Genomic DNA, 22,106 nt, shown 5'->3' with positions numbered 1-22,106 from the left:
GTACGGTGGACGGTATGCAGGTGATCGACTGGGATCTGGCCGTCACGACCGGCACGCGCCTGGTGCGCCCCGGTCCTCAGGTGAGCCGGGAGGAGGCCAGGCAGGCCGTCACCGAGCTCCGCGCGCTGTCGCGTGAGGCCGAGGGGCACGTACGCGAGTTCACCAAGATTCACACTGAGACCGCGCCGCAGGCGGCGACCATCGTCGACCGTCCCGGCTGGATCAAGGCCAACGTCGAGGGCTTCCGCGTGGTGCTCGAACCGCTCACCGAGCGGGTCGGCGGCGGAGCCAACCCGCCGCCGGCGATCGTCACGGCAGTGGGCTCCCGCATCACCGGCGTCGAGGTGGGCGCCGTGCTCGCCTTCCTCGCCTCGCGGGTGCTCGGCCAATATGAGCTGTTCCTGCCGCCGGACCCGACGGGCCGCGAGCCGGCGGGGCGTCTGACCCTCGTCGCGCCCAACATCGTGCACGCCGAGCGCGAGATGAACGTCGACCCGCATGACTTCCGCCTCTGGGTGTGCCTGCATGAGGAGACGCACCGCGTGCAGTTCACCGGGGTGCCGTGGCTGCGCGAATACATCCGTTCGCAGATGACCGAGTTCCTGCTGGCCTCCGACCTCGATCTGGGCACGCTGCTGGAGCGGCTGCGCACCGCCGCCGACACGGTGGCCGACGTGGTGCGCGGCGGCGAGGGCAACCTCATCGACGCCATCCAGTCGCCCGGCCAGAAGGAGATCCTCGACCGGCTCACGGCCGTGATGACGCTGGTCGAAGGGCACGGCGACTACGTCATGGACGCCGTCGGCCCCTCGGTGGTGCCGTCGGTGGCCGACATCCGCGCCAAGTTCGCCCATCGCCGCGAAGGCGGCTCGCGCCTCGACCGCACGGTCCGGCGGCTGCTGGGCATCGAGGTCAAGATGAAGCAGTACGCCGAGGGCTCGGCCTTCGTCCGCGCGGTGGTGGACCAGGTCGGCATGGACGGCTTCAACCGCGTCTGGACCTCGCCCGAGACCCTGCCGACGACACCCGAGATCACCGACCCCAGCGCCTGGGTACGCCGCGTCATCGGCAGCAACGCCCTGCCCGCCTGACTCGTCATGGGCCCGCACCCGGCCGTCGCGGACGTCCGAAGGGCCGTCCGTGAGGCGCTGGCCGACGTCGGTGACGGCGCGCTCGTGCTGGCGGCGTGCAGCGGGGGAGCCGACTCCCTCGCACTCGCCGCCGCGCTCGGCTTCGTCGCGCCGCGCGCGGGCCTGAAGGCCGGGCTGCTGACGGTGGATCACCAGCTCCAGGAGGGTTCCGCCGCCCGCGCCGAGACGGTGGCCGCGCTGGCCCCGGCCCTGGGGCTCGACCAGGCCGAGATTCTCACCGTCGACGTCGGCACATCCGGCGGCCCGGAGGCGGCGGCCAGAGACGCCCGCTACGCCGCGCTCGCCGAGGCGGCCGACCGGCTCCAGGCCGCGACCGTGCTGCTCGGCCACACCAGGGACGACCAGGCCGAGACAGTGCTGCTCGGCCTGGCCAGGGGGAGCGGGCTCAGATCGCTGTCCGGCATGGCCCCGGTGACCGGCCGCTACCGCAGGCCGCTGCTGTCCCTCTCCCGTGCCACCACCGTCGCCGCGTGCGCGGCGCTCGGCCTCAGCCCTTGGGACGATCCGCACAACGAGGATCCCCGCTACACCCGCGTACGGGTACGGACCAGGGTGCTCCCGCTGCTGGAGTCGGAGCTGGGGCCCGGCGTGGCCGACGCGCTCGCCAGGACCGCCGATCTCGCCCGGGACGACGCCGACGCCCTTGACGAATGGGCCGACACGGCCTATCAGAATTGCGCTCTAAGCGATATCACCGGTTCGGTGACGCTGTCCGTACCCGAGCTGGAACGCCTCCCAGACGCCGTCAGGCGGCGGGTCCTCCGGCGGGCGGCCATCGCGGCGGGAACGCCGTCCGGAGCCCTCTCCGCGACCCACGTGCGCGCCGTCGACCGGCTCATCACGGCGTGGCGCGGGCAGAAGGCCGTGGATCTACCCGGGGGTCTGGCCGCTGTGCGGCGGTATGACACCCTGATACTCGCCATCAGTCCCATCCCGTAAGGAACCACAGGTGGACGCTGCCGATATGGGCAAGGACCTCGAGAAAGTCCTGATTCCCCAGGACGAGCTCCAGGCCAAGGTGAAAGAGCTTGCCGGGCGGATCGACGCCGACTACGCGGGCACGGAGCTCCTGCTCGTGGGCGTGTTGAAGGGCGCGGTCATGGTGATGGCCGACCTGGCCAGAGCGTTGCACGTGCCCGTTCAGATGGACTGGATGGCCGTGTCGTCCTACGGCGCGGGCACCAAGTCGTCCGGTGTCGTGCGGGTGCTGAAGGACCTCGACACCGACATCATGGGCCGCCACGTGCTGATCGTCGAGGACATCATCGACTCGGGGCTGACCCTCCACTGGCTGCTGGAAAACCTCAAGTCGCGCAACCCGGCCTCGCTGGAGATCTGCGCCGCCCTGCGCAAGCCCGACGCGGTCAAGGTGCCGATCGACGTCAAGTACGTCGGCTTCGACATCCCCAACGAGTTCGTCATCGGCTACGGCCTCGACTACGCGGAGCGTTACCGCAATCTCCCCTTCATCGGCACCTTGGCTCCCCATGTTTACAAGTAGCCGCCGGGAACACCGCGCCACCTGACGTACGTTGGTAGGGCAAGACCGGTGTAGCGGGCGGTCCCTCCGCGCGCTTCCCCGGTGTACCTTCTGACTCCGGGAGGGTGACCAAGCGTCCCCTTCGGGTAGTCAGAAGTCGCGGCGTCGGATGCCGCGGCCCCGGGAATTCCCGGGGTTCCAGGCCATGGTCAGGAAGGGACGGGCCCGCAAGGGGTTCCGCATCGGATGGATCTCAAGCGATTTACACGTGGGCCACTGCTGTGGATCCTGGGCATCGTCGTGCTGCTCCTGCTCGTCACCCAGCTCTGGAGCGGCGGCGGCAACTTCAAGCAGGCCGACACGTCCACAGTCCTCCAGCAGATTCGCACCGGCAATGTAAGCAACGCCAAGATTGTCGACAAGGATCAGCGCATCGAGCTGACGCTGATCAAGCCGATCTCGGTCAAGCCGGGTGACACGGCGACCAACATGATCCAGTCTGACTGGGTCGCCGGCTACGGGCCGAAGCTGACCGAAGAGCTGCAGGCGCAGGTTCAGGCGGGCACGACCAAGAGCTTCACCACCGAGGTGCCCCAGGAGAACTTCCTGGTCAGCATCCTGGTGAGCTTCCTGCCGATCGTCTTCATCGTCCTCATCTTCCTGTTCATCATGAACCAGATGCAGGGCGGCGGCTCGCGGGTCATGAGCTTCGGCAAGTCCAAGGCGAAGCTGATCACCAAGGACACTCCCAAGACCACCTTCTCCGACGTCGCGGGCGCCGATGAGGCCATCGAGGAGCTCCAGGAGATCAAGGAGTTCCTGCAGGCCCCGGCCAAGTTCCAGGCGATCGGGGCGAAGATCCCCAAGGGCGTGCTGCTGTACGGCCCGCCCGGCACCGGCAAGACGCTGCTCGCCCGCGCGGTCGCGGGTGAGGCCGGCGTGCCGTTCTACTCGATCTCCGGCTCCGACTTCGTCGAGATGTTCGTCGGCGTCGGCGCCTCGCGAGTCCGCGACCTGTTCGAGCAGGCCAAGGCCAACGCACCGGCGATCATCTTCATCGACGAGATCGACGCCGTCGGCCGGCACCGCGGCGCGGGCCTGGGCGGCGGTCACGACGAGCGCGAGCAGACACTCAACCAGCTGCTCGTCGAGATGGACGGCTTCGACGTCAAGGGCGGCGTGATCCTCATCGCCGCGACCAACCGGCCCGACATCCTCGACCCGGCGCTGCTGCGTCCGGGCCGATTCGACCGCCAGGTCACCGTCGACCGCCCCGACCTGGAGGGCCGCAAGGGCATCCTCAGGGTCCACGGTCGCGGCAAGCCGTTCGAGCCGGCGGTGGACCTCGACGTCATCGCCCGTCGCACGCCCGGCTTCACCGGTGCCGACCTGGCCAACGTGATCAACGAGGCGGCGCTGCTCACCGCGCGCGCCGACAAGAAGCTGATCTCGATGGACATCCTCGAGGAGTCGATCGACCGCGTCATGGCAGGACCCGAGCGCAAGTCGCGGGTCATGTCCGACAAGGAAAAGAAGATGATCGCCTACCACGAGGGCGGTCACGCGCTGGTGGCGCACGCGCTGCCCAACTCCGACCCGGTCCACAAGATCACGATCCTGTCCCGTGGCCGCGCCCTGGGTTACACCATGACGCTGCCGATGGAGGACAAGTTCCTGGCCACCAGGTCCGAGATGATGGACCAGCTCGCGATGCTGATCGGCGGTCGCGCGGCGGAGGAGCTCGTCTTCCACGAGCCCACCACCGGCGCCTCCAACGACATCGAGAAGGCCACGGCGGTCGCCCGTCGCATGGTGACCGAATACGGCATGAGCGAGCAGCTCGGCGCCCGTAAGTTCGGCTCCGGCCAGGCCGAGGTCTTCCTGGGCCGGGAGATGGGCCACGAGCGCGACTACTCCGAGAAGATCGCTTCGACGATCGACGAGGAGGTCCGCCGGATGATCGAGACGGCGCACGACCAGGCGTGGGACATCCTGGTCGAATACCGCGACGTGCTCGACAACCTGGTGCTGCAGCTCATGGAGAAGGAGACGCTCTCCCGCGACCAGGTGCTGGAGGTCTTCGCCTCAGTCGTGGTCAAGGAGCACCGCCCGTCCTACGCGGGCTACGGCAAGCGGCTCCCCTCGGACCGCCCGCCGATCCTGACCCCGAAGGAGCAGTCGGCCAACGGCTCGCTCGCCGCTGCCAGTCACCAGGACGCCCTGCCCTCTGGAGACAGTGCGTGAGTTCGCAAGACGTAGACCTGGGCCGGATCGAGAAGGCCGTCCGCGAGATCCTTTACGCCATCGGCGAGGATCCCGACCGTGACGGCCTGCTCGACACGCCCTCTCGGGTGGCCCGGGCCTACGCCGAGCAGTTCTCCGGCCTCGGACAGACGCCGGAGAGCGTGCTCAACAAGGTCTTCGACGTCGACCACGACGAGATGGTGCTCGTCAGGGACATCGAGGTCTACTCCACCTGCGAGCACCACCTGGTGCCCTTCCACGGGGTGGCCCACGTGGGCTACATCCCCAACGAGCGCGGCCAGGTGACCGGGCTGTCCAAGCTGGCCCGCCTGGTGGACGTCTTCGCCCGCCGCCCGCAGGTGCAGGAGCGGATGACCTCGCAGATCGCCGACGCGCTGATGCGCGTGCTGGAGCCGCGCGGGGTGATCGTGGTGGTGGAGTGTGAGCACCTCTGCATGACCATGCGCGGTGTTCGCAAGCCGGGCGCGAAGACGGTGACCTCGGCGGTGCGCGGCGATTTCCGTACGAGTGACAAGACCCGCGCCGAGGCGATGGCGCTGATCCTGCACCGATAAGCACCAGCCGGTAAGCCCAGGGCGCTGATCCTGCACTGACAGGCAGGAGTCAGCGAGCCGATGATGTTGACCCTGCCCTGATAAGCACCAGTCAACGAGCCTATGGCACTGATCGGATTGTTATTTGCGTGTGGGCACCCTCCACAGACCCCATCAACCATGACCGCCTAGGCTTGGGGCATGGTTGTCGGAGCAGAGGCGCGGTGCCTCGTCATGGGCGTGGTCAACGTCACGCCGGACTCGTTCTCCGACGGGGGCCTGTGGTTCGACGAGGCGGCCGCTATCCGGCACGGACTGGAGCTGGTCGGTGAGGGGGCCGACATCGTCGACGTGGGTGGCGAGTCCACCCGCCCCGGCGCCGCCAGAGTGCCGCTCGACGAGGAGCTGGCCCGCGTCGTGCCGGTGATCAGCGCGCTCAGCGCCGAGGGAGTGGCGGTCAGCGTCGACACCATGCGGGCCGAGGTCGCCAAGGCGGCGGTGGAGGCGGGGGCGAGGCTGGTCAACGACGTGAGCGGCGGCCTGGCCGATCCCGAGATGCCGCGCGTGGTGGCCGCCACCGGCGTCGATTACGTGGTGATGCACTGGCGCGGCCACAGCCATGACATGGACCGCCGGGCCGTCTACCACGACGTCGTGACCGAGGTGCGTGAGGAGCTCGCCAAGCGGGTCGACCTGGTGCTGGCCGAGGGCGTGTCCGAGGAGCAGATTGTGCTCGACCCCGGGCTGGGTTTCGCGAAGAACCCCGCGCACAACTGGGAGCTGCTCGCCGGGATGGGGGAGCTGGCCGAGCTCGGCTATCCGCTGCTGATCGGGGCCTCGCGCAAGCGGTTCCTGGGGCGGCTGCTCGCCGACGCCGACGGCACGCCGCGCCCGTTCAGCGGCAGTGACGACGCCACGGTGGCCGTGACAGCGCTGGCCGCGCACGCCGGTGCCTGGTGCGTACGAGTGCACGAAGTAGGTCCCAATGCCGATGCCGTGCGCGTGGCCGCCGCATGGAAGAGACCCGGAGCCAACACATGAGTGTCGACACCGCCGCGATCGAGACGGTCAACCAGGACTTCTATCTCGCGATCGAGGACGCCAACCTCGACAAGATGACCGAGATCTGGGCCGAGGACTCCGCCGACGAGCAGGTCAGCTGCGTACATCCGGGCTGGACCCTGCTCTCGGGGCGGTCCGAGGTGCTGCGCTCCTGGGCGCTCATCATGGCCAACACCACCTACATCCAGTTCGTGCTGACCGACGTCAACACCACCGTGCTGGGTGACGTGGCCGTGCTCACCTGCGTCGAGAACATCCTCACCGCCGGCGAGGAGGGCGAATCCAGCTTCGCCGCCGGCAAGGTGGTGGCCAGTAACGTCTACGTGCGCACGGCGCAGGGCTGGCGGCTGTGGATGCATCACGGTTCGCCGGTGCTCCAGGGTGACGACGACGAGGAGGAAGGCGAGCTTGAGGTCTGATCGCATCGCGCTGAAGGGCCTGCGGGCCCGGGGCCGGCACGGCGTGCTGGCGGCCGAGCGTGAGCTCGGGCAGGAGTTCGTGGTCGACGCGACGCTGTTCCTCGACACCGCCCCCGCCGCCGCCTCCGACGACCTCGGCAAGACGGTCCACTACGGCGAGCTCGCCCAGGCGCTGGTCGCCGTGGTGGAAGGCGAGCCGGTCGAGCTGATCGAGACGCTCGCGCAGCGCCTCGCCGACGTGTGCCTGGCCGCCGGCCTGGTGAAGTCGGTCGAGGTGAGTGTGCACAAGCCCGCGGCACCGATCCCGCTGCCGTTCGACGACGTGGTCGTCACCATTCAACGGAGTCGCGAATGAACGTGAGCGAGAGGAGTAGCACGTGAACGTCGTACTGTCTCTCGGTAGCAATCTCGGACGGCGCTTCCAGACCTTGCAGGACGCCATCGACACCCTTTTCGACGCACCGGGGCTGGAGTTCGTCGCGAGCTCGCCCGTCTATGAGACCGACCCGGTCGGCGGCCCCGCCGGGCAGCGCCCCTACCTCAACGCGATCGTCATCGCCGAGACCTCGCTCCAGCCGCAGGCGTTGCTGGAGCGGGCGCAGGGCGTCGAGAACGCCTTCGGGCGGGAGCGCAACGAACGCTGGGGCCCGCGCACGCTCGACATCGACCTGATCGTCGTGGGTGACACGGTCTCCGACGACCCCGACCTGACGCTGCCGCACCCGCTCGCGCACGAGCGGGCCTTCGTCCTCGTCCCGTGGGCGGACGTGGACCCCGCCGGCGTGCTGCCCGGCCAGGGTCAGGTCGCCGACCTGCTCACGGACCTCGACCAGAGCGGCGTACGGCTGCGTGCTGACCTCAAGCTCCAGAGTCCGGATTGAGGCCCACTCGCCCCGGCCTGCTGGTCGGCATCATCGTCGTCGTGGCGCTGGTCGCCTGGATGGTGGTCAGGGAGTTCTACGCCGACCTGCCCATCGTGCCGTGGACCGCCATCCCCACCGTCCTGCTGCTGGCCCTCGGGGAGGCCTACAGCGGGTGGGTGACGAAGGCCCGGATCGACCGCAAACCTGACACCAAGCCGGTCGAGCCGCTGGCGGTGGCCCGGCTGGCGGCCTTGGGCAAGGCGTCGGCCTATGTGGGCGCGGTGTTCGCGGGCGTCTTCGGTGGGTTCGTCCTGCACACGGTCCAGCTGTTCACCAGGGAGACGCCGAGGTTCGAGTTCTTCATCGCGGTGGGCTCGCTGCTGGCGTTCGTGGTGCTGATCGCCGCCGCCCTCTTCCTGGAACACGCCTGCCGCATCCCGAAGGACCCGGAGGATCAGCGGCCCAGGTAGACGGCGCCGCGAATCACCAGGCGGCCAGGTAGCCAGGAACCCGATGTCGGCCGTAATGGCCCCAAGCTAGCGGCCATGGTCAACTCTTGTCAGGCACTCGTTCGACAGGGGCTCGTTTGCGGCCGAAGAGGTAGATGACCGGGAGGGTGCAGATCAGCGGGCCCAGGATGGCGAGCGGGCGTTCCAGCCACCATCTGAGGTCCGGTGGCACCTCGCCGCCGAGCGTGCCGAAGAACCACCACAGCAGGCCCAGCGCGATCGCCATCCCCGTGGTGTGGAAGAGGAACAGCGGCAGGGCATAGCGGTTGATGGTGCCGTTGACCCGGCGCCAGCCAGGCTTCTCCAGGACGCGCTCCATCGACGGCCGCAACACCTCCACCAGGCCGATCTGGAAGAGCAGCAGCGCCACGATGACGAAGGTGGGCGGCGCCATGTTCGACCACTTGTCGCCGGGCACCCCGACCATCGAGCCCGGATAGATGCCCGAGTAGACCAGGCCGAACAGGGCGAACAGCCCGGTCCACAGGACTCCCACGTCATAGCGTCTGGGCAGGATGACGATCCGGTCGTAGAAGAAGCCGGCCTGGTGGGCCAGTCCCCAGACGATGATCATGTTCAGCCAGCCGACCCACTCGACGCCGTACCGGAAGCGGAGCACATCGATCACCAGGGCGGCGCCGCCCAGCCAGATGAGCGCCAGCACGTCGTAGTGGCGGTGCAGCCACAACGCCACGGGCAGCAGCGCGATCAGCACCAGGTAGACGCCGAGGAACCAGAGCGGGCTGAGCACGAGCAGCACCACCCGCCACATCCACTCGACATGGAACACCCAGGTCACGACCGCGCCGATGGTGAGCCACACGCCCGACAGCACGAGCGCGGGGGCGGCCAGCGCGCGGATGCGCCGCCAGACGAACCGGCCGATGCCGATGCCGCGGGCCTGGGCGCGGCTCCACGACAGCAGGTGCACGTGGCCGCCGACGTAGAAGAAGAGCGGCAGCACCTGAAGCAGCCAGGTGAGTATCCACAGCCCCGAGGTGAAGCCGAGCGGGCTGGTCGGTTCGGGCCCCTCGGGCTTCCACTGCAGGATGGTGAACGCCCAGTGCCACACCACCACCACGATCAGACTGAGAGCGCGCAGCCAGTCGACGTATTTGTCCCGCTGCGGAGTCGCGACGTCGGTCACTTGTCGATGTCACCCACGACGAAGAACATCGAGCCGAGGATCGCCACCATGTCGGCCACCAGATGGCCGGGCAGCATCTCCCGCAGCACCTGGATGTTGCTGTAAGACGCGGAGCGCAGCTTGAGCCGCCATGGAGTCTTGTCCCCCTTGGACACGAGGTAGTAGCCGTTGATGCCGAGCGGGTTCTCGGTCCAGGCGTACGTGTGGCCCTCCGGCACCTTGAGCACCTTGGGCAGCCGCTGGTTGATGGGGCCCGGCGGCAGCGAGCGCAGCCGGTCGACGCACGCGTCGGCCAGGTCCAGCGAGACTCTGAGCTGGTCGAGCAGGATCTCGAAGCGGGCGTGGCAGTCGCCCGCGCCGCGCGTGACCACCTTCACCGGCAGCTCGGGATAGGCCAGGTACGGCTGGTCGCGCCGCAGGTCGAGGTCGACACCGGAAGCGCGGGCGATGGGGCCGCTCACGCCGTACTGCAGGATCTGCTCGCGGGTCAGGACGCCGACGCCTTTGGTACGGGCCAGGAAGATCTCGTTGTTGAGAATGAGATTCTCGATGTCGGGCACCCGGCGCCGGGTCTCGGCGACGGTCTCCGACACCCGGTCCAGCCAGCCGTACGGCAGGTCCTCCTTCAGCCCGCCGACCCGGTTGAACATGTAGTGCATCCGGCCACCGGAGATCTCCTCCATCACGGCCTGGATGCGCTCGCGCTCGTTGAAGGCGTAGAAGATGGGCGTGATCGCGCCCAGCTCCAGCGGGTACGAGCCGAGGAACATCAGGTGGCTCAGCACCCGGTTGAGCTCGGCCAGCAGCGTACGCGCCCACACGGCCCGTACCGGCACCTCCATGCCCAGCATGCGCTCGGCGGCCAGCACCACGCCCAGCTCGTTGGCGAACCCGGCCAGCCAGTCGTGCCTGTTGGCCAGCATGATGATCTGCCGGTAGTCGCGGACCTCGAACAGCTTCTCCGCGCCCCGGTGCATATAGCCGATGATCGGCTCGGCCGTGGCGATGCGCTCACCGTCGAGGGTGAGCCGCAGCCTGAGCACCCCGTGCGTCGACGGGTGCTGCGGGCCGATGTTGAGGATCATGTCCTCGGTGGCCAGCTCTTTCGCCCCGACGCCGATCCCGACCACGCGTTCCGTCATATGGCAATGCTGCCACCGGCAGTCGTGGTGATCCAGCACAGGAAGAGGTCAAGGAATCCTATATCGGTGCATTCCGCCCACTGGACAGGGGAGGAACGTCGGGAACGGGGGGAGAAAACCGTGCAAAGAATTCTTTTCGATCTTGCCGCTCTGATCTCGCGGGTGGCGATCGGCGTGATCTTCGTGATCCACGGGTGGCAGAAGATGCAGATCGGGATACCGGTCACGGCCGCCGCCTTCAACCAGATGGGGATTCCGCTGCCGCAGCTCTCGGCCGGGTTCGCCATCCTCGTCGAGACCGTCGGCGGGATCCTGCTCATCATCGGCCTGCTGGTCCGGCTGGCGGCCCTCGGGCTGGTGGTCGACATGCTGGGCGCGATCATCTTCGTCCACGGCGCCCACGGCGTACTGGTGCAGAACGGCGGCTGGGAGCTCGCCGGCGCGCTGGCCGTGGCCTGCCTGCTGCTCGTGGCGGTGGGCGGTGGCCGGCTCGGCATCGACGGCATCCTGCACAACAGCTACCGGCGGCGCGCCGAGCGCCGCGCGGCCGAGCAGGATCTCGCCGGCCACGCGCCGGCCACCTCCATCAGGCCGGAGGCCCCATCGGAGGCGGGCACCGCCCCCATGCCGGTGCAACCGGCCGCCCGGGACGATGACATGAGGAACATCGACGAGCCGTCGCGCGGACGTTCGCCGAGCGCCTGACCTCAGCGGGCCGCGAGAAGGCCATCGTGCGACCTCAGCGGGCGGCGACGCGGCGACTGTCGTGCCGCCTCGTGCCGCCTCCGTGACCTCAGCGGGCGGCGAGGTCGCGGAGGGCGTCTACGAGGCGGTCCACGTGCTCCTCCGTGGTGCCGATGCCGATCGAGGCGCGGACCGCGGACGCCGTGTCGTCCTCACAGCCGCCGTCCGCGGTGCCGAGCAGGTGCCGGACGAACGGGTGCGCGCAGAACTTGCCGTCACGTACGCCGATCCCGTACTCGCCCGACAGCACCTCGGCCACCTCGCGCGCCGAGTGCCCGTCGACGACGAACGAGACGATGCCCACGCGCGGCTGGTCCGGCCCCCAAAGCGACAGCTCGCGCACGCCCTCGATCGCGGCCAGTCCGGACCGGAGCCGGGCGATGAGCCGCTCCTCCTCGCGTACCAGAGCGGTCCAGCCGGTCGCGCTGAGCGCGTCGCAGGCGGCGGCCACGGCGATGGCGCCCAGGACGTTCGGGGTGCCCGCCTCGTGACGAGGCTCGGCGTCCTCGTGCCACTCGATGTCCTCGTCGACGGAGCGTACGGCGCCGCCGCCCTTGAGGTACGGCTCGCCCGAGGAGAGCCAGTCGCGGCGGCCGACCAGCACCCCGGCCCCGAAGGGCGCGTAGAGCTTGTGCCCGGAGAAGGCGACGTAGTCGAGGTCGAGCGCGGTCAGGTTGAGCCGCCGGTGCGGCACCAGCTGGGCGGCGTCCACCAGGATGCGGGCTCCGTGGCGGTGCGCGATGTGCGCCAGGGCGGCGATGGGCCAGAGTTCGCCGGTGACGTTCGAGGCGGCGGTGACCACGAGCAGCTTGGGGCCGTCGATCCCGGCCAGCGCCTCGTCGGCGGCGCGGACGGCTTCGCCGGGGAAGGCGGGCGGCGCCAGGCGTACGGACCGCTTCCAGGGCAGCAGCGAGGCGTGGTGCTCGGTGTCGAAGACGACCGCGGTCGTGCCCTCGGGCAGGCAGCGGGCCAGCAGGTTGGTCGCGTCGGTGGTGTTGCGGGTGAAGATCACGGCGTCGTCGGGGCGGGCGCCGACGAAGGCCCTGACCGTGTGGCGGGCCTGCTCGTAGCGGGCGGTGGTGAGCTGGGAGGCGTAGCCCGCGCCGCGATGCACGCTGGAGTAGGCCGGGAGCGCGGCGGTGACGGCGGCACTGACCGGCTCCAGACAGGGGGCGCTCGCCGCGTAGTCGAGGTTGGCGTACGTCACCAGCCTGCCACCCTTGACCGGCACTTCCAGATCGGCGCCCAGCACGGCGGGGATCGGATGGGCGCGCTCGGCAGCCGGCGCGTCGGTGGCCTGGGCGGGCAGGGAGCTGAAGATCGTCAACGTGGACACGGCGAACCTCCTGGGGCCATCGGACCCCCGGAACACCCAGCGAGCCCGCGCTTGCCCACCACACCTCGTGGCGGACCAGGTCTTCACCCGGGGCACCCCGCCGCGGACGCGAGGGTTGCCGGCCAGCAAGCCGGGGCTGTGCGCTGGCACTCATGACCTACATCCGCACTATAACCGACACCCGGCCATGAATCGCAACCGCGAACTTATGCGGCCTCTGCCTCGTTGGTAACTGAAACCCCTGCTGTGAGGAGTACCTAATGCTGGACTGGGTGGCCGACCCTCAGATCTGGATCGGGTTTTTCACCCTGGTCGCACTAGAGATCGTCCTCGGTATCGACAACATCATCTTCATCTCCATCCTGGCCGGGAAGCTGCCGCCGGAGCAGCGCGACCGGGCCCGCGTCATGGGCCTGGGCGCGGCGCTGATCAGCCGGCTGCTCCTGCTGCTGGCACTGTCGTGGGTGGTCCGGCTGACCACGCCATTGTTCGAGGTCTTCGGGCACGGGATATCAGGGCGTGACCTGATCCTGCTGCTGGGCGGCCTGTTCCTGCTGGCCAAGAGCGTCACCGAGATCGGGCACAGCATGGAGCTGAAGGAGGAGGGCGGCAAGGGACGGGCCGTCACCTCGTTCGCGTCGGTGATCGTGCAGATCATGATCCTGGACGTGGTGTTCTCGCTCGACTCGGTGATCACCGCGGTGGGCATGGTGGACGAGCTCGGCGTGATGATCGCCGCGGTGATCGTGGCGGTGCTGGTGATGCTGTTCGCGTCCGGGCCGATCAGCAGGTTCGTGGACAAGCATCCGAGCATCAAGATGCTGGCTCTGGCGTTCCTGGTGCTGATCGGGGTGGTGCTTATCGCCGAGGGACTCGGCCAGCACATCGCCAAGGGTTACATCTACTTCGCGATGGCCTTCTCGGTGATCGTGGAGCTGCTCAACATCCGGATGCGGAGCAGGCACGCCAAGCAAGCCTCCTCATAAGATGAAAAAGTGCGATTCGATCCCTGGAATCCGGATTTTGTTGCCTATCCCTACGGCGCGTACGCGGAGCTGAGGCGTGAGGCCCCCGTCAGCTACTTCGAGCCGACGGGGCAGTGGCTCATCTCCCGGCACGCGGACGTGAACGCGCTGCTCAGAGACCGTCGCCTGGGCCGCTCCTACCTCCACGTGGCCACGCACGAGGAGTTCGGCAGGCCGGAGGAGCCGGCGTTCCAGGAGCCGTTCTGGCGGGTGACCAGGGCTGGCATGCTCGACGTCGAGCCACCGGTGCACACCAGGCTGCGCCGGCTGGTCTCCAAGGCGTTCACGCCGCGCATGGTCGAGTCGCTGCGCCCCCGGGTCAGGGCCATCGCCGAAGGGCTGGTCGAGGCGTTCGTCGAGAAGGGCGGCGGCGACCTGATCGCCGAGGTGGCCGAGCCGCTGCCGGTGACCGTCATCGCGGAGATGCTCGGCGTGCCCGAGGCGGACCGGCACCTGCTGCGCCCCTGGTCGGCCGACATCTGCCGGATGTACGAGCTGAACCCGAGCGTGGAGTCGCAGCACGTGGCCGCCAATGCGGCGGCGGAGTTCGCCGCCTACCTCGCGGACCTGGCCCGCGCGCGGGCCGTCCGGCCGGGCGACGACCTGATCAGCGCGCTCGCGGCGATCGAGGAGCTCACCGAGGACGAGCTGATCGGTACGTGCGTGCTGCTGCTCAACGCCGGTCACGAGGCGACCGTGAACGTGACGGGCAACGGCTGGTGGTCCCTGTTCAGGAACCCCGCCGAGCTGGTACGCCTGCGCGAGGACCGGAGCCTGCTGCCCACGGCCGTCGAGGAGCTGATGCGCTGGGACACGCCGCTACAGATGTTCGAGCGGTGGGTGCTGGAGGACATCGAGGTGCACGGGGTCGAGATCCCGCGCGGGGCCGAGGTCGCGCTGCTGTTCGGCTCGGCCAACCGCGACGAGACGGTGTTCGCCGACCCTGACCGGCTCGACGTGGGACGGCCGGACAACCCGCACATCTCCTTCGGGGCGGGGATCCACTTCTGCCTGGGCGCGCCGTTGGCCCGCATCGAGCTGATCGAGTCGTTCGGCGCCCTGCTGGAGCGGGCGCCGAAGCTGGAACTCGTCAGCGAGCCGGAATGGAAGCCGGGCTACGTCATCCGCGGCCTGAAGTCTCTCGACCTGACGACGGGTTAGCGCGGCCACGACGACCGTCCGCCCTCCGGGAGTGGGTTTCTTCCAACGGACCTCTGCCCTGACGGACGATCCGCTTCCGATCCCTGGGAAGGCTGTCTCGGTCTCTGTGACGGTCCGTCGTGGCTGGCGTCCCTGGGCAGGAACCCCCTCCGGGGGAGCGGAAGTAGCCGGTGCGTCGTGGCTGGGGTCCCTGGGGAGGAAGTAGCCGGTCCTTCGCCGACGGGTCACCGGCGCTCCTGGACGAGCCAGCCGAAGCCGCCGAGACCCCTCGGGTCGATCAGTTCGCCCTCCTCCGAGGCGCGGGCCAGGGCCCGGAGATAAGCCGTCGGATCGGCGTGGGCGAGGTCGATGGGCGGACGCGTGCCGGTGACCCCCAAAGCCCTTAGCGCATCGCGCTGTGTGGACAAGCCTGTGGATATCGCACCGGCCCGCCGACCGGCCTCCGCGCACGCGTCGAGCGCCACGTGAGCGGTGATGTCGCAGGTGCCGTCGGGGATGGGCGCGACGACCGCACCATCTCGGTAGCCGGTGAGTGTGCCATGGCACGGACGGTTATCCACAGGGTGTGCATAATCGATGGCCACCGCGCGACCCCTCCTGAGCCGGTTCACCACGGCCGCCCACGCGGCGTCGCGTGGGCACCCGATCTCCCCGCGCGAGCCGATGCGGCCCAGCGACGGCCACCACCGGTCGAGCCAGGCGCGGTCGGAGTCGGGCACCGGGTCGCCCAGCCGTTCCTCGCCCGTCTCGGTGTCGACCAGAACCAGCCGCGGCCCGTCGGCCGTCTGCTCGGCCACGTCGAGCGGGACGTTGTCCAGCCACTCGTTGGCGATCGCCAGCCCGGTGATGACGGAGGGGATCCGGGGGCGCCAGTCGATGCTCTTGGGCAGGTCGTCGGGTCTGGGTGAGAGGTCGACGGCGGTGATGTTGAGCCTGGCGCGCAGTCCGGGCTCGGCGGCCTCGAGCACGCGGGCCACCAGGGCGCCCTCACCGGCGCCGATGTCGACCAGGTCGATGGTGTCAGGGGCGCCGAGGTCGGCGTCGACCTGGGTGAGCAGGGCCAGTACCGCGTCGGCGAAGGCGGCCGAGGCGCTGACCGACGTACGGAAGTGGCCTGAAGGGCGCTCGCGGAGGTAGAAACCGTCCTCGCCGTACAGCGCGTGCTGCATCGCGGCGCGCCAGGTGAGCCACATGCCCTGGACTATCTCACGAAGTAAGCCCCCCCCGTAGATCAACGCGGGCGTCGGGTCGTCAACTCGGCGCCCGCCACCACGAGATGAACCCCTCTCTCATCTCTTCCGACAGGGGGTGCATGTTTTGTATGCCCTTGTCCCTTTTATGGGTAACTCAACATGCGGCAAAAGCCTGGTCACGTACGTAGTCGCGAACGGCCGTTACTCTGGGCGGCAGTGCCATCAGGGTCGACAGGGGTGGACGTCATGGACGCAGGGGATCGGCCGGCGCGGCTGGCCGTGGGCGTGCTGGGCGCGGGCAAGGTGGGTTCGGTGCTCGGTGCCGCACTGGCGCAGGCCGGACACCACGTGGTCGCCGCCAGCGGGGTCTCCGACGCCTCGCACCGGTGGGCGGCGGAGCGACTCGGCGTGCGGCCGACACGGCCTGAGGAGGTCGTCAGGACGGCTGGGCTGATCCTGCTCACCGTGCCCGACGACGCGCTGCCCGATCTGGTCAACGGTCTGGCGTCGACCGGCGCGGACCTGCAGGGCAAGCTGCTCGTGCACACCAGCGGCGCGTACGGGCTGTCGGTGCTGGAGCCGGCCGCCAGGGCGGGCGCGCTGCCGCTCGCGCTCCATCCGGTGATGACGTTCACCGGGCGGGACGACGACCTCAACCGCATCACCGGCATCTCGTTCGGCGTGACGGCGCCCGACACGCTCAGGCCCATCGCCGAGGCGCTGGTGATCGAGATGGGCGGCGAGCCGGTCTGGATCGCCGACTCCGACCGTGCCCTCTACCACGCGGCCCTGGCCGGGGCCGCCAACCACATGGTCACGCTCATCGCCGAGTCGCAGGAGCTCCTGCGGGGCATCGGCGTGGAGCATCCGGGCATCATGCTCGGTCCGCTGCTCGGCGCGGCGCTCGACAACGTGCTGCGGCTCGGCATCGCCGGGCTGACCGGTCCCGTGGTGCGGGGCGACGCGGGCACCGTACGCAAGCATGTCGACGCCCTGATCCTGGCGGCACCCGAGGCGGCCGACGCCTACATCGCCCTCGCTAGGCTCACGGCGGACCGCGCGCTCGCCGCGGGGCTGCTGAAGCCCGAAGAGGCCGAGCGCCTGCTCGACGCGCTCGGAGGCAACATATGGACCTGATCGTCGCCAAGAACCGCACCGACCTGGTCAAAGCGCGCGGCGAGGGGAGCGTCGCGCTGGTGCCCACCATGGGTGCGCTGCACGAGGGTCACCGCTCCCTGATCCGCGAGGCCCGCGTACGCGCCGACCACGTCGTGGTCAGCATCTTCGTCAATCCTCTGCAATTTTCGCCAAACGAGGATTTTTCCCGCTATCCGCGGACATTCGACGCGGACCTGGAGGCGTGCCGGGCCGAAGGCGTGGACGTCGTCTTCGCCCCGTCGGCCGATGACATGTACCCCGCCGGCCGCCAGGTCAGCGTCCAGTCGGGCGAGATGGGCACGATCGTCGAGGGCGCCGTCCGGCCCGGCCACTTCGACGGTGTGCTCACGGTGGTGCTCAAGCTGTTCAACCTCGTCCAGCCCGACGTGGCGGTCTTCGGGCAGAAGGACGCCCAGCAGCTCGCCATGATCCGCAGGATGGTCGCCGACCTCGACCTGCCGATCGACATCGTCGGCGCGCCGACCGTCCGCGAGCCCGACGGCCTGGCGCTGTCGAGCCGCAACCGCTACCTGTCCGCCGACGAGCGGCAGGTCGCCCTGACGCTCTCCAGGGCCCTACAGGCGGGCGCGGCGCAGGCCGTGGCCCTTCCGGAGGGGGCGGCGGAGTCCGTCCCGGCCAGGATTCGCGCGGCGGCGCTGGCCGTGCTAAAGGGCGCGGCTCCCCGGCTCGCGCTCGACTACCTGGTGCTCGTCGATCCGGCCACGTTCGCCGAAGTGAGCGAGTCATACCGGGGCGAGGCGGTGCTGGCGGTGGCCGCCAAAGTCGGCACCACCCGGCTGATCGACAACGCCGTCCTGTCGCTCGATCCGGCCTGACAGAGGTATCGCCACAGCTCTACGCATACCTGGAGGACTGAGCCACCCCCCGGAGGCGCCACCTTCGCCCGTGGGTTATCGTCATATTGACGAAATCGCCTCAATGAGGAGACTCCATGAGTGCACCGGCGATTCCCCTCCGACTGACGGCCCCCGATCCCGGCTGGATCGCCGAGGCGGACGTGGTCGTCGTGGGCTCCGGCATCGCGGGGCTGACCGTGGCCCTGCGCTATGCCGAGCTGGATCCCGCGGCCAAGGTCCTCGTCGTCACCAAGGACGTGCTCTCGTCCGGGTCGACCCGGTGGGCCCAGGGCGGGATCGCGGCCGTGCTCGACCCGCGCGACAGTCCCGACGAGCATCTGAGCGACACGCTGATCGCCGGAGTGGGCCTGTGCGACGTGCGGGCCGTACGGACGCTGGTGACCGAGGGACCGGGCGCGCTGCGGCGGCTGATGGAGCGCGGCGCCCGGTTCGACCGGACCCCCGACGGCGAGCTCCAGCTCACCCGGGAAGGCGGTCACCGGCGCGACAGGATCGTGCACGCGGGCGGCGACGCCACCGGAGCCGAAGTGCAGCGGGCGCTGGCCGAGGCGGTCAGGGCGGGCGCGGTGGAGGTCATCGAGCACGCGCTGGTCCTCGACCTCCTGACGGACGCGCGCGGCCGGGCCAGGGGCGTGACGCTGCACGTCATGGGCGAGGGCGCCCGCGACGGCGTGGGCGCGGTGCACGCGCGGGCGGTCGTGCTGGCCACCGGCGGCATGGGGCAGGTGTACGCGTCCACCACGAATCCCGTCGTCTCCACCGGTGACGGCGTCGCGCTCGCGCTCAGGGCGGGGGCCGTGGTGCGTGACATCGAGTTCGTCCAGTTCCATCCCACGGTGCTGTGGCTCGGCGAGGAGTCGACCGGGCAGCAGCCGCTGATCTCCGAGGCGGTCAGGGGCGAGGGCGCCTTCCTGATCGACCATGAGGGCCGCGCGTTCATGAACGGCGTGCACGAGCTGGCCGACCTGGCGCCGCGCGACGTCGTCGCCAAGGCCATCATGCGGACGATGCGCGAGAGCGGGCAGAGCCACGTCTTCCTCGACGGCCGCCATTTCGGCGCGCAGCGGTGGAAGACCCGCTTCCCCACGATCTACGCGGTCTGTCGCGAGCACGGCATCGACCCGGCCACCGAGCCCATCCCCGTCGCCCCGGCCGCGCACTACGCCAGCGGCGGGGTCAGGACCGATCTGCACGGCCGTACCTCCATCGAGGGCCTTTACGCGTGCGGCGAGGTCGCCTGCACGGGCGTGCACGGCGCGAACAGGCTCGCGTCCAACTCGCTGCTGGAGGGCCTGGTCTTCGCCGAACGCATCGCCGCGGACATCCACGCGTCGGTGCGGCCGAAAGAGGTGCCGGGCGAGGTGGTCGCGAGCCAGGCGGCCACGGGCCTGGCCGACCCGAGGATCCGTGCCAAGGTCCAGGCCCGCATGAGCGGGGGAGCGAGCGTGCTGCGCGGCCGCGAGTCGCTCGCGGAGACCGCGCGGGCGCTCCGCGACGCCCGCTGGACCCCGGTCCAGGTCCAGCCGTGCACCGAGTCGTGGGAGGCCACGAACCTGCTGACCGTCGCCACCGTGCTGGTCGGCGCGGCCCGGGCCCGGTTGGAGACCCGCGGCTCGCACTGGCGCGAGGACTTCCCCGACCGAGACGACAATGACTGGCTGGGTCACCTGGACGTGACCCTGACCGAGGAGGGGCCCCAGGTGACGTACACGCCGCACGGCGACACCACGCCGCCGCGACTGGCGCAGGAGCTCGCCGCCGCCGGGCTGGATCCGGCGGAGATCGACGCGCTGATCGACCGGGCGCTCGCCGAGGACCTGCAGGAGGCGGGCGACGTGACGAGCCTGGCCACCATTCCGGCGGAGCAGCGCGCGGTCGCGGACGTGGTGGCCCGCAAGGACGGCATCGTCGCCGGGCTGGCCGTGGCCGAGGCGGTGTTCGTCCGGCTGGGCGCGGCCCGTACGGAGCGGCGGGCCAAGGACGGCGAGCGCGTCCGGGCGGGCGACGTACTGATGACCGTGGAGGGCCCGGTCAGGGGCCTGCTGACGGCGGAGCGCACCGCGCTCAACCTGCTCACGCACCTGTCCGGCATCGCGACATTGACCGGCAGGTGGGTCGAGGCGGTCAGTGGCACCCGGGCGAGGGTACGTGACAGCCGTAAGACGCTGCCCGGACTGCGGGCGCTGGAGAAGTACGCGGTGCGCCGCGGCGGCGGCGTCAACCACCGGATGTCCCTGTCGGACGCGGCGCTGATCAAGGACAATCACGTGGTGGCCGCCGGCGGCGTGGCCGAGGCGTTCCGCGCGGTGAGAGAGCGCTATCCGGAGCTGCCGATCGAGGTGGAGGTGGACCGGATCGACCAGCTCGGCCCGGTGCTCGAAGAAGGCGCCGAGGAGATCCTTCTCGACAACTTCACGGTCGAGGAGACCGCCCAAGCCGTCCACATCGTGAGAAATCGGGCGAAGCTTGAGGCTAGTGGAGGGTTGACCTTGGAATCGGCCCGTGCTGTGGCCGAAACTGGCGTTGACTACCTTGCGGTGGGAGCGCTCACGCACTCGGCGCCGGCCCTCGACATCGCACTGGATCTACGGGGGTAATCGATGCTGCTAACGATCGACGTCGGCAACACGCACACGGTGCTCGGCCTGTTCGAGGGCGAGGAAGTCATCGAGCACTGGCGGCTGGCCACGGACGCCCGCCGCACCGCCGACGAGATCGCGGTCGTGCTCCAAGGGCTGCTCGCCCAGTCTCCATTGCTCAAGGGAGCCGATGTCAGCGGCATAGCGATCTGCTCGACCGTGCCGAGCGTGCTCAACGAGATGCGCGAGATGTGCCGCCGCTACTACGGCGACGTCACCGCGGTGATCGTGGAGCCGGGCATACGTACCGGCGTGCCCGTCCGCATGGACAACCCCAAGGAGGTCGGCAGCGACCGCATCGTCAACGCGCTGGCGGCCATCGACCAGTACGGCGGCCCCTGCGTCATCGTCGACTTCGGCACCGCGACCTCGTTCGACGCGGTGTCGGCCAAGGGCGAGTACATCGGCGCGGTCACCGCGCCCGGCATCGAGATCTCCGTCGACGCCCTGGCGGCGGCGGGCGCCCAGCTGCACAAGGTGGAGCTGGTCAGGCCACGCTCGGTCATCGCGAAGAACACCGTCGAGGCGCTCCAGGCCGGCATCATCTACGGCTTCGCGGGCCAGGTCGACGGCATCGTCGAGCGGATGACGGCCGAACTGGCCGACGACCCCGACGAGGTGACCGTGGTGGCCACCGGCGGGCACGCGGCGCTGGTGGTGGGCGAGTCGCGCTCGATCGACGTGCACGAGCCGTGGCTGACGCTGATCGGCCTGCGGCTGATCTACAACCGGAACACCACATGAACAAGCGGCCCCCCGCTCGGGTGAGGGGGCCGCTTGCGTTCGTGGACTGTCTCTACCTGGCCGGTTACTCGGACTCGCCGGTGTACAGGTAGCCCCAGCTGCCGCAGTTGCGCGGGTAGGAGCCGTGCAGGTCGATCTGGCAGACCTTCACGCGGAGGCTGGAGACGTCGTCGCTGTCGAAGGAGAAGCGCTTGAAGGCCGGGTAGCCGCAGTACTTCTTGGTGTAGACCGTCGACCAGTTGTCGTCGAAGTCGCTGGCCTGGAACTTCACGTACGCGCACTTGCCGCCCTCGTCGTAGCTGCGGTTGTCCAGGTCCCAGAGCTTGCCCTTGACGGTGATCGTGTTCGACTCGTGGTCGTCGTCGGCCCAATCCACGCTGACCCAGCCGGAGGCCTTGGCCTGGTAGTGCTGCGAGTAGGCCGGACCCCAGGAGTCGGAGTCCGCGGTGCTGGCGCTGGCGGCCGAGGGCAGCGCTAAGGCCAGCGCGCTCGTGGCGGCGACGGCGGCGAGGCCGGTCGCGAGCTTCTTCATCATGATCTCTCCTTGAGCTCCCCCTGGGCCGGCGCCTTGCCGGTTCCCCCCTGAGCTCGATGTGTCATTGGTACGGGAGAGCTCTTGCAGCCACCCTGCAGAGAGGTGACGAGCCCTTGCAGTTC

The 22,106-nt window shown here is 69.5% G+C and carries 22 protein-coding genes and 1 riboswitch; of the genes, 17 read left to right on the top strand and 5 right to left on the bottom strand.

Going from position 1 to position 22,106, the window contains the following annotated elements; genetic code table 11:
- Window positions 1-14: 14 nt before the first annotated feature.
- The 10 genes from AB0J16_RS02120 (at window position 15) to AB0J16_RS02075 (ending at window position 8,243) form a co-directional block, all read left to right on the top strand.
- On the top strand, window positions 15-1,091 hold the full coding sequence (locus tag AB0J16_RS02120) for a zinc-dependent metalloprotease (RefSeq protein ID WP_358533589.1): 1,077 nt from the start codon (window positions 15-17) through the stop codon (window positions 1,089-1,091).
- A 6-nt stretch (window positions 1,092-1,097) separates the two neighbouring features.
- Window positions 1,098-2,090, top strand: coding sequence for a tRNA lysidine(34) synthetase TilS (gene tilS / locus AB0J16_RS02115; RefSeq protein WP_358533586.1), 993 nt, complete (start codon window positions 1,098-1,100; stop codon window positions 2,088-2,090).
- Window positions 2,091-2,100: 10 nt separating this feature from the next.
- Window positions 2,101-2,652, top strand: coding sequence for a hypoxanthine phosphoribosyltransferase (hpt, locus tag AB0J16_RS02110; RefSeq protein ID WP_225293318.1), 552 nt, complete (start codon window positions 2,101-2,103; stop codon window positions 2,650-2,652).
- Between the two features lie 225 nt (window positions 2,653-2,877).
- Window positions 2,878-4,875 (top strand): ATP-dependent zinc metalloprotease FtsH, encoded by a 1,998-nt coding sequence (gene ftsH, locus AB0J16_RS02105; RefSeq protein ID WP_358533583.1) that lies wholly within the window; start codon window positions 2,878-2,880, stop codon window positions 4,873-4,875.
- A complete protein-coding gene (folE, locus tag AB0J16_RS02100) occupies window positions 4,872-5,450 on the top strand; it encodes a GTP cyclohydrolase I FolE (protein WP_358533581.1) in 579 nt (192 codons plus the stop codon). The genes ftsH and folE overlap by 4 nt, the downstream gene beginning before the upstream one ends.
- A 213-nt stretch (window positions 5,451-5,663) precedes the next feature.
- A complete protein-coding gene (gene folP / locus AB0J16_RS02095) occupies window positions 5,664-6,470 on the top strand; it encodes a dihydropteroate synthase (RefSeq protein ID WP_358534814.1) in 807 nt (268 codons plus the stop codon).
- Entirely contained in the window at window positions 6,467-6,910 is a 444-nt protein-coding gene (locus AB0J16_RS02090; RefSeq protein ID WP_214641971.1) for a nuclear transport factor 2 family protein, read from the top strand. The genes folP and AB0J16_RS02090 overlap by 4 nt, the downstream gene beginning before the upstream one ends.
- Complete coding sequence (gene folB, locus AB0J16_RS02085) at window positions 6,900-7,265, top strand: dihydroneopterin aldolase (RefSeq protein ID WP_358533578.1); 366 nt, start codon at window positions 6,900-6,902, stop codon at window positions 7,263-7,265. Before AB0J16_RS02090 ends, folB begins: the two co-directional genes overlap by 11 nt.
- Before the next feature lie 22 nt (window positions 7,266-7,287).
- Window positions 7,288-7,791 carry a 2-amino-4-hydroxy-6-hydroxymethyldihydropteridine diphosphokinase gene (gene folK, locus AB0J16_RS02080; protein WP_358533576.1) on the top strand — a complete coding sequence of 168 codons (504 nt, stop codon included), beginning with the start codon at window positions 7,288-7,290 and terminating at the stop codon, window positions 7,789-7,791.
- On the top strand, window positions 7,788-8,243 hold the full coding sequence (locus tag AB0J16_RS02075; protein WP_358533573.1) for a DUF3180 domain-containing protein: 456 nt from the start codon (window positions 7,788-7,790) through the stop codon (window positions 8,241-8,243). The genes folK and AB0J16_RS02075 overlap by 4 nt, the downstream gene beginning before the upstream one ends.
- 79 nt (window positions 8,244-8,322) lie before the next feature.
- Here AB0J16_RS02075 and AB0J16_RS02070 read toward each other — a convergent pair whose 3' ends face one another.
- On the bottom strand, window positions 8,323-9,429 hold the full coding sequence (locus AB0J16_RS02070) for an acyltransferase (protein ID WP_358533571.1): 1,107 nt from the start codon (window positions 9,427-9,429) through the stop codon (window positions 8,323-8,325).
- Complete coding sequence (locus tag AB0J16_RS02065) at window positions 9,426-10,571, bottom strand: NADH-quinone oxidoreductase subunit D (protein WP_357938789.1); 1,146 nt, start codon at window positions 10,569-10,571, stop codon at window positions 9,426-9,428. Before AB0J16_RS02065 ends, AB0J16_RS02070 begins: the two co-directional genes overlap by 4 nt.
- A gap of 120 nt (window positions 10,572-10,691) precedes the next feature.
- Here AB0J16_RS02065 and AB0J16_RS02060 point away from each other — a divergent pair, with 120 nt between their 5' ends.
- Window positions 10,692-11,276 carry a DoxX family protein gene (locus tag AB0J16_RS02060; protein ID WP_358533568.1) on the top strand — a complete coding sequence of 195 codons (585 nt, stop codon included), beginning with the start codon at window positions 10,692-10,694 and terminating at the stop codon, window positions 11,274-11,276.
- An 88-nt stretch (window positions 11,277-11,364) separates the two neighbouring features.
- Here the strand turns inward: AB0J16_RS02060 and AB0J16_RS02055 are convergent, their stop codons facing one another.
- Complete coding sequence (locus AB0J16_RS02055) at window positions 11,365-12,624, bottom strand: aminotransferase class V-fold PLP-dependent enzyme (RefSeq protein ID WP_358534812.1); 1,260 nt, start codon at window positions 12,622-12,624, stop codon at window positions 11,365-11,367.
- A gap of 69 nt (window positions 12,625-12,693) precedes the next feature.
- Window positions 12,694-12,809: riboswitch (SAM riboswitch) on the bottom strand.
- A 102-nt stretch (window positions 12,810-12,911) separates the two neighbouring features.
- Here AB0J16_RS02055 and AB0J16_RS02050 point away from each other — a divergent pair.
- Window positions 12,912-13,637, top strand: a complete 726-nt coding sequence (locus AB0J16_RS02050) for a TerC family protein (protein ID WP_358533565.1) — start codon at window positions 12,912-12,914, stop codon at window positions 13,635-13,637.
- 9 nt (window positions 13,638-13,646) lie between these two features.
- The gene (locus tag AB0J16_RS02045; RefSeq protein ID WP_358533562.1) at window positions 13,647-14,837 is read left to right on the top strand and encodes a cytochrome P450; all 1,191 of its coding nucleotides are present in this window, start codon (window positions 13,647-13,649) and stop codon (window positions 14,835-14,837) included.
- A gap of 224 nt (window positions 14,838-15,061) precedes the next feature.
- On the opposite strand, the gene AB0J16_RS02040 is transcribed toward AB0J16_RS02045, so the two are convergent.
- Complete coding sequence (locus AB0J16_RS02040; RefSeq protein ID WP_358533559.1) at window positions 15,062-16,030, bottom strand: SAM-dependent methyltransferase; 969 nt, start codon at window positions 16,028-16,030, stop codon at window positions 15,062-15,064.
- A gap of 246 nt (window positions 16,031-16,276) precedes the next feature.
- Here AB0J16_RS02040 and AB0J16_RS02035 point away from each other — a divergent pair, with 246 nt between their 5' ends.
- The 4 genes from AB0J16_RS02035 (at window position 16,277) to AB0J16_RS02020 (ending at window position 21,449) form a co-directional block, all read left to right on the top strand.
- The gene (locus tag AB0J16_RS02035; RefSeq protein ID WP_358533556.1) at window positions 16,277-17,167 is read left to right on the top strand and encodes a DUF2520 domain-containing protein; all 891 of its coding nucleotides are present in this window, start codon (window positions 16,277-16,279) and stop codon (window positions 17,165-17,167) included.
- Window positions 17,158-18,024, top strand: a complete 867-nt coding sequence (panC, locus tag AB0J16_RS02030) for a pantoate--beta-alanine ligase (protein ID WP_358533554.1) — start codon at window positions 17,158-17,160, stop codon at window positions 18,022-18,024. The genes AB0J16_RS02035 and panC overlap by 10 nt, the downstream gene beginning before the upstream one ends.
- Before the next feature lie 116 nt (window positions 18,025-18,140).
- On the top strand, window positions 18,141-20,663 hold the full coding sequence (locus tag AB0J16_RS02025; RefSeq protein WP_358533551.1) for an L-aspartate oxidase: 2,523 nt from the start codon (window positions 18,141-18,143) through the stop codon (window positions 20,661-20,663).
- A 3-nt stretch (window positions 20,664-20,666) separates the two neighbouring features.
- Complete coding sequence (locus tag AB0J16_RS02020; RefSeq protein WP_357938804.1) at window positions 20,667-21,449, top strand: type III pantothenate kinase; 783 nt, start codon at window positions 20,667-20,669, stop codon at window positions 21,447-21,449.
- Window positions 21,450-21,513: 64 nt separating this feature from the next.
- Here AB0J16_RS02020 and AB0J16_RS02015 read toward each other — a convergent pair whose 3' ends face one another.
- A complete protein-coding gene (locus AB0J16_RS02015) occupies window positions 21,514-21,984 on the bottom strand; it encodes a hypothetical protein (protein WP_358533548.1) in 471 nt (156 codons plus the stop codon).
- Window positions 21,985-22,106: the final 122 nt, after the last annotated feature.

Origin of the sequence: Nonomuraea sp. NPDC049750 (assembly GCF_040659625.1) — a bacterium.
Taxonomy (GTDB): domain Bacteria; phylum Actinomycetota; class Actinomycetes; order Streptosporangiales; family Streptosporangiaceae; genus Nonomuraea.
This window is presented reverse-complemented; position numbering and strand designations above follow the sequence as displayed.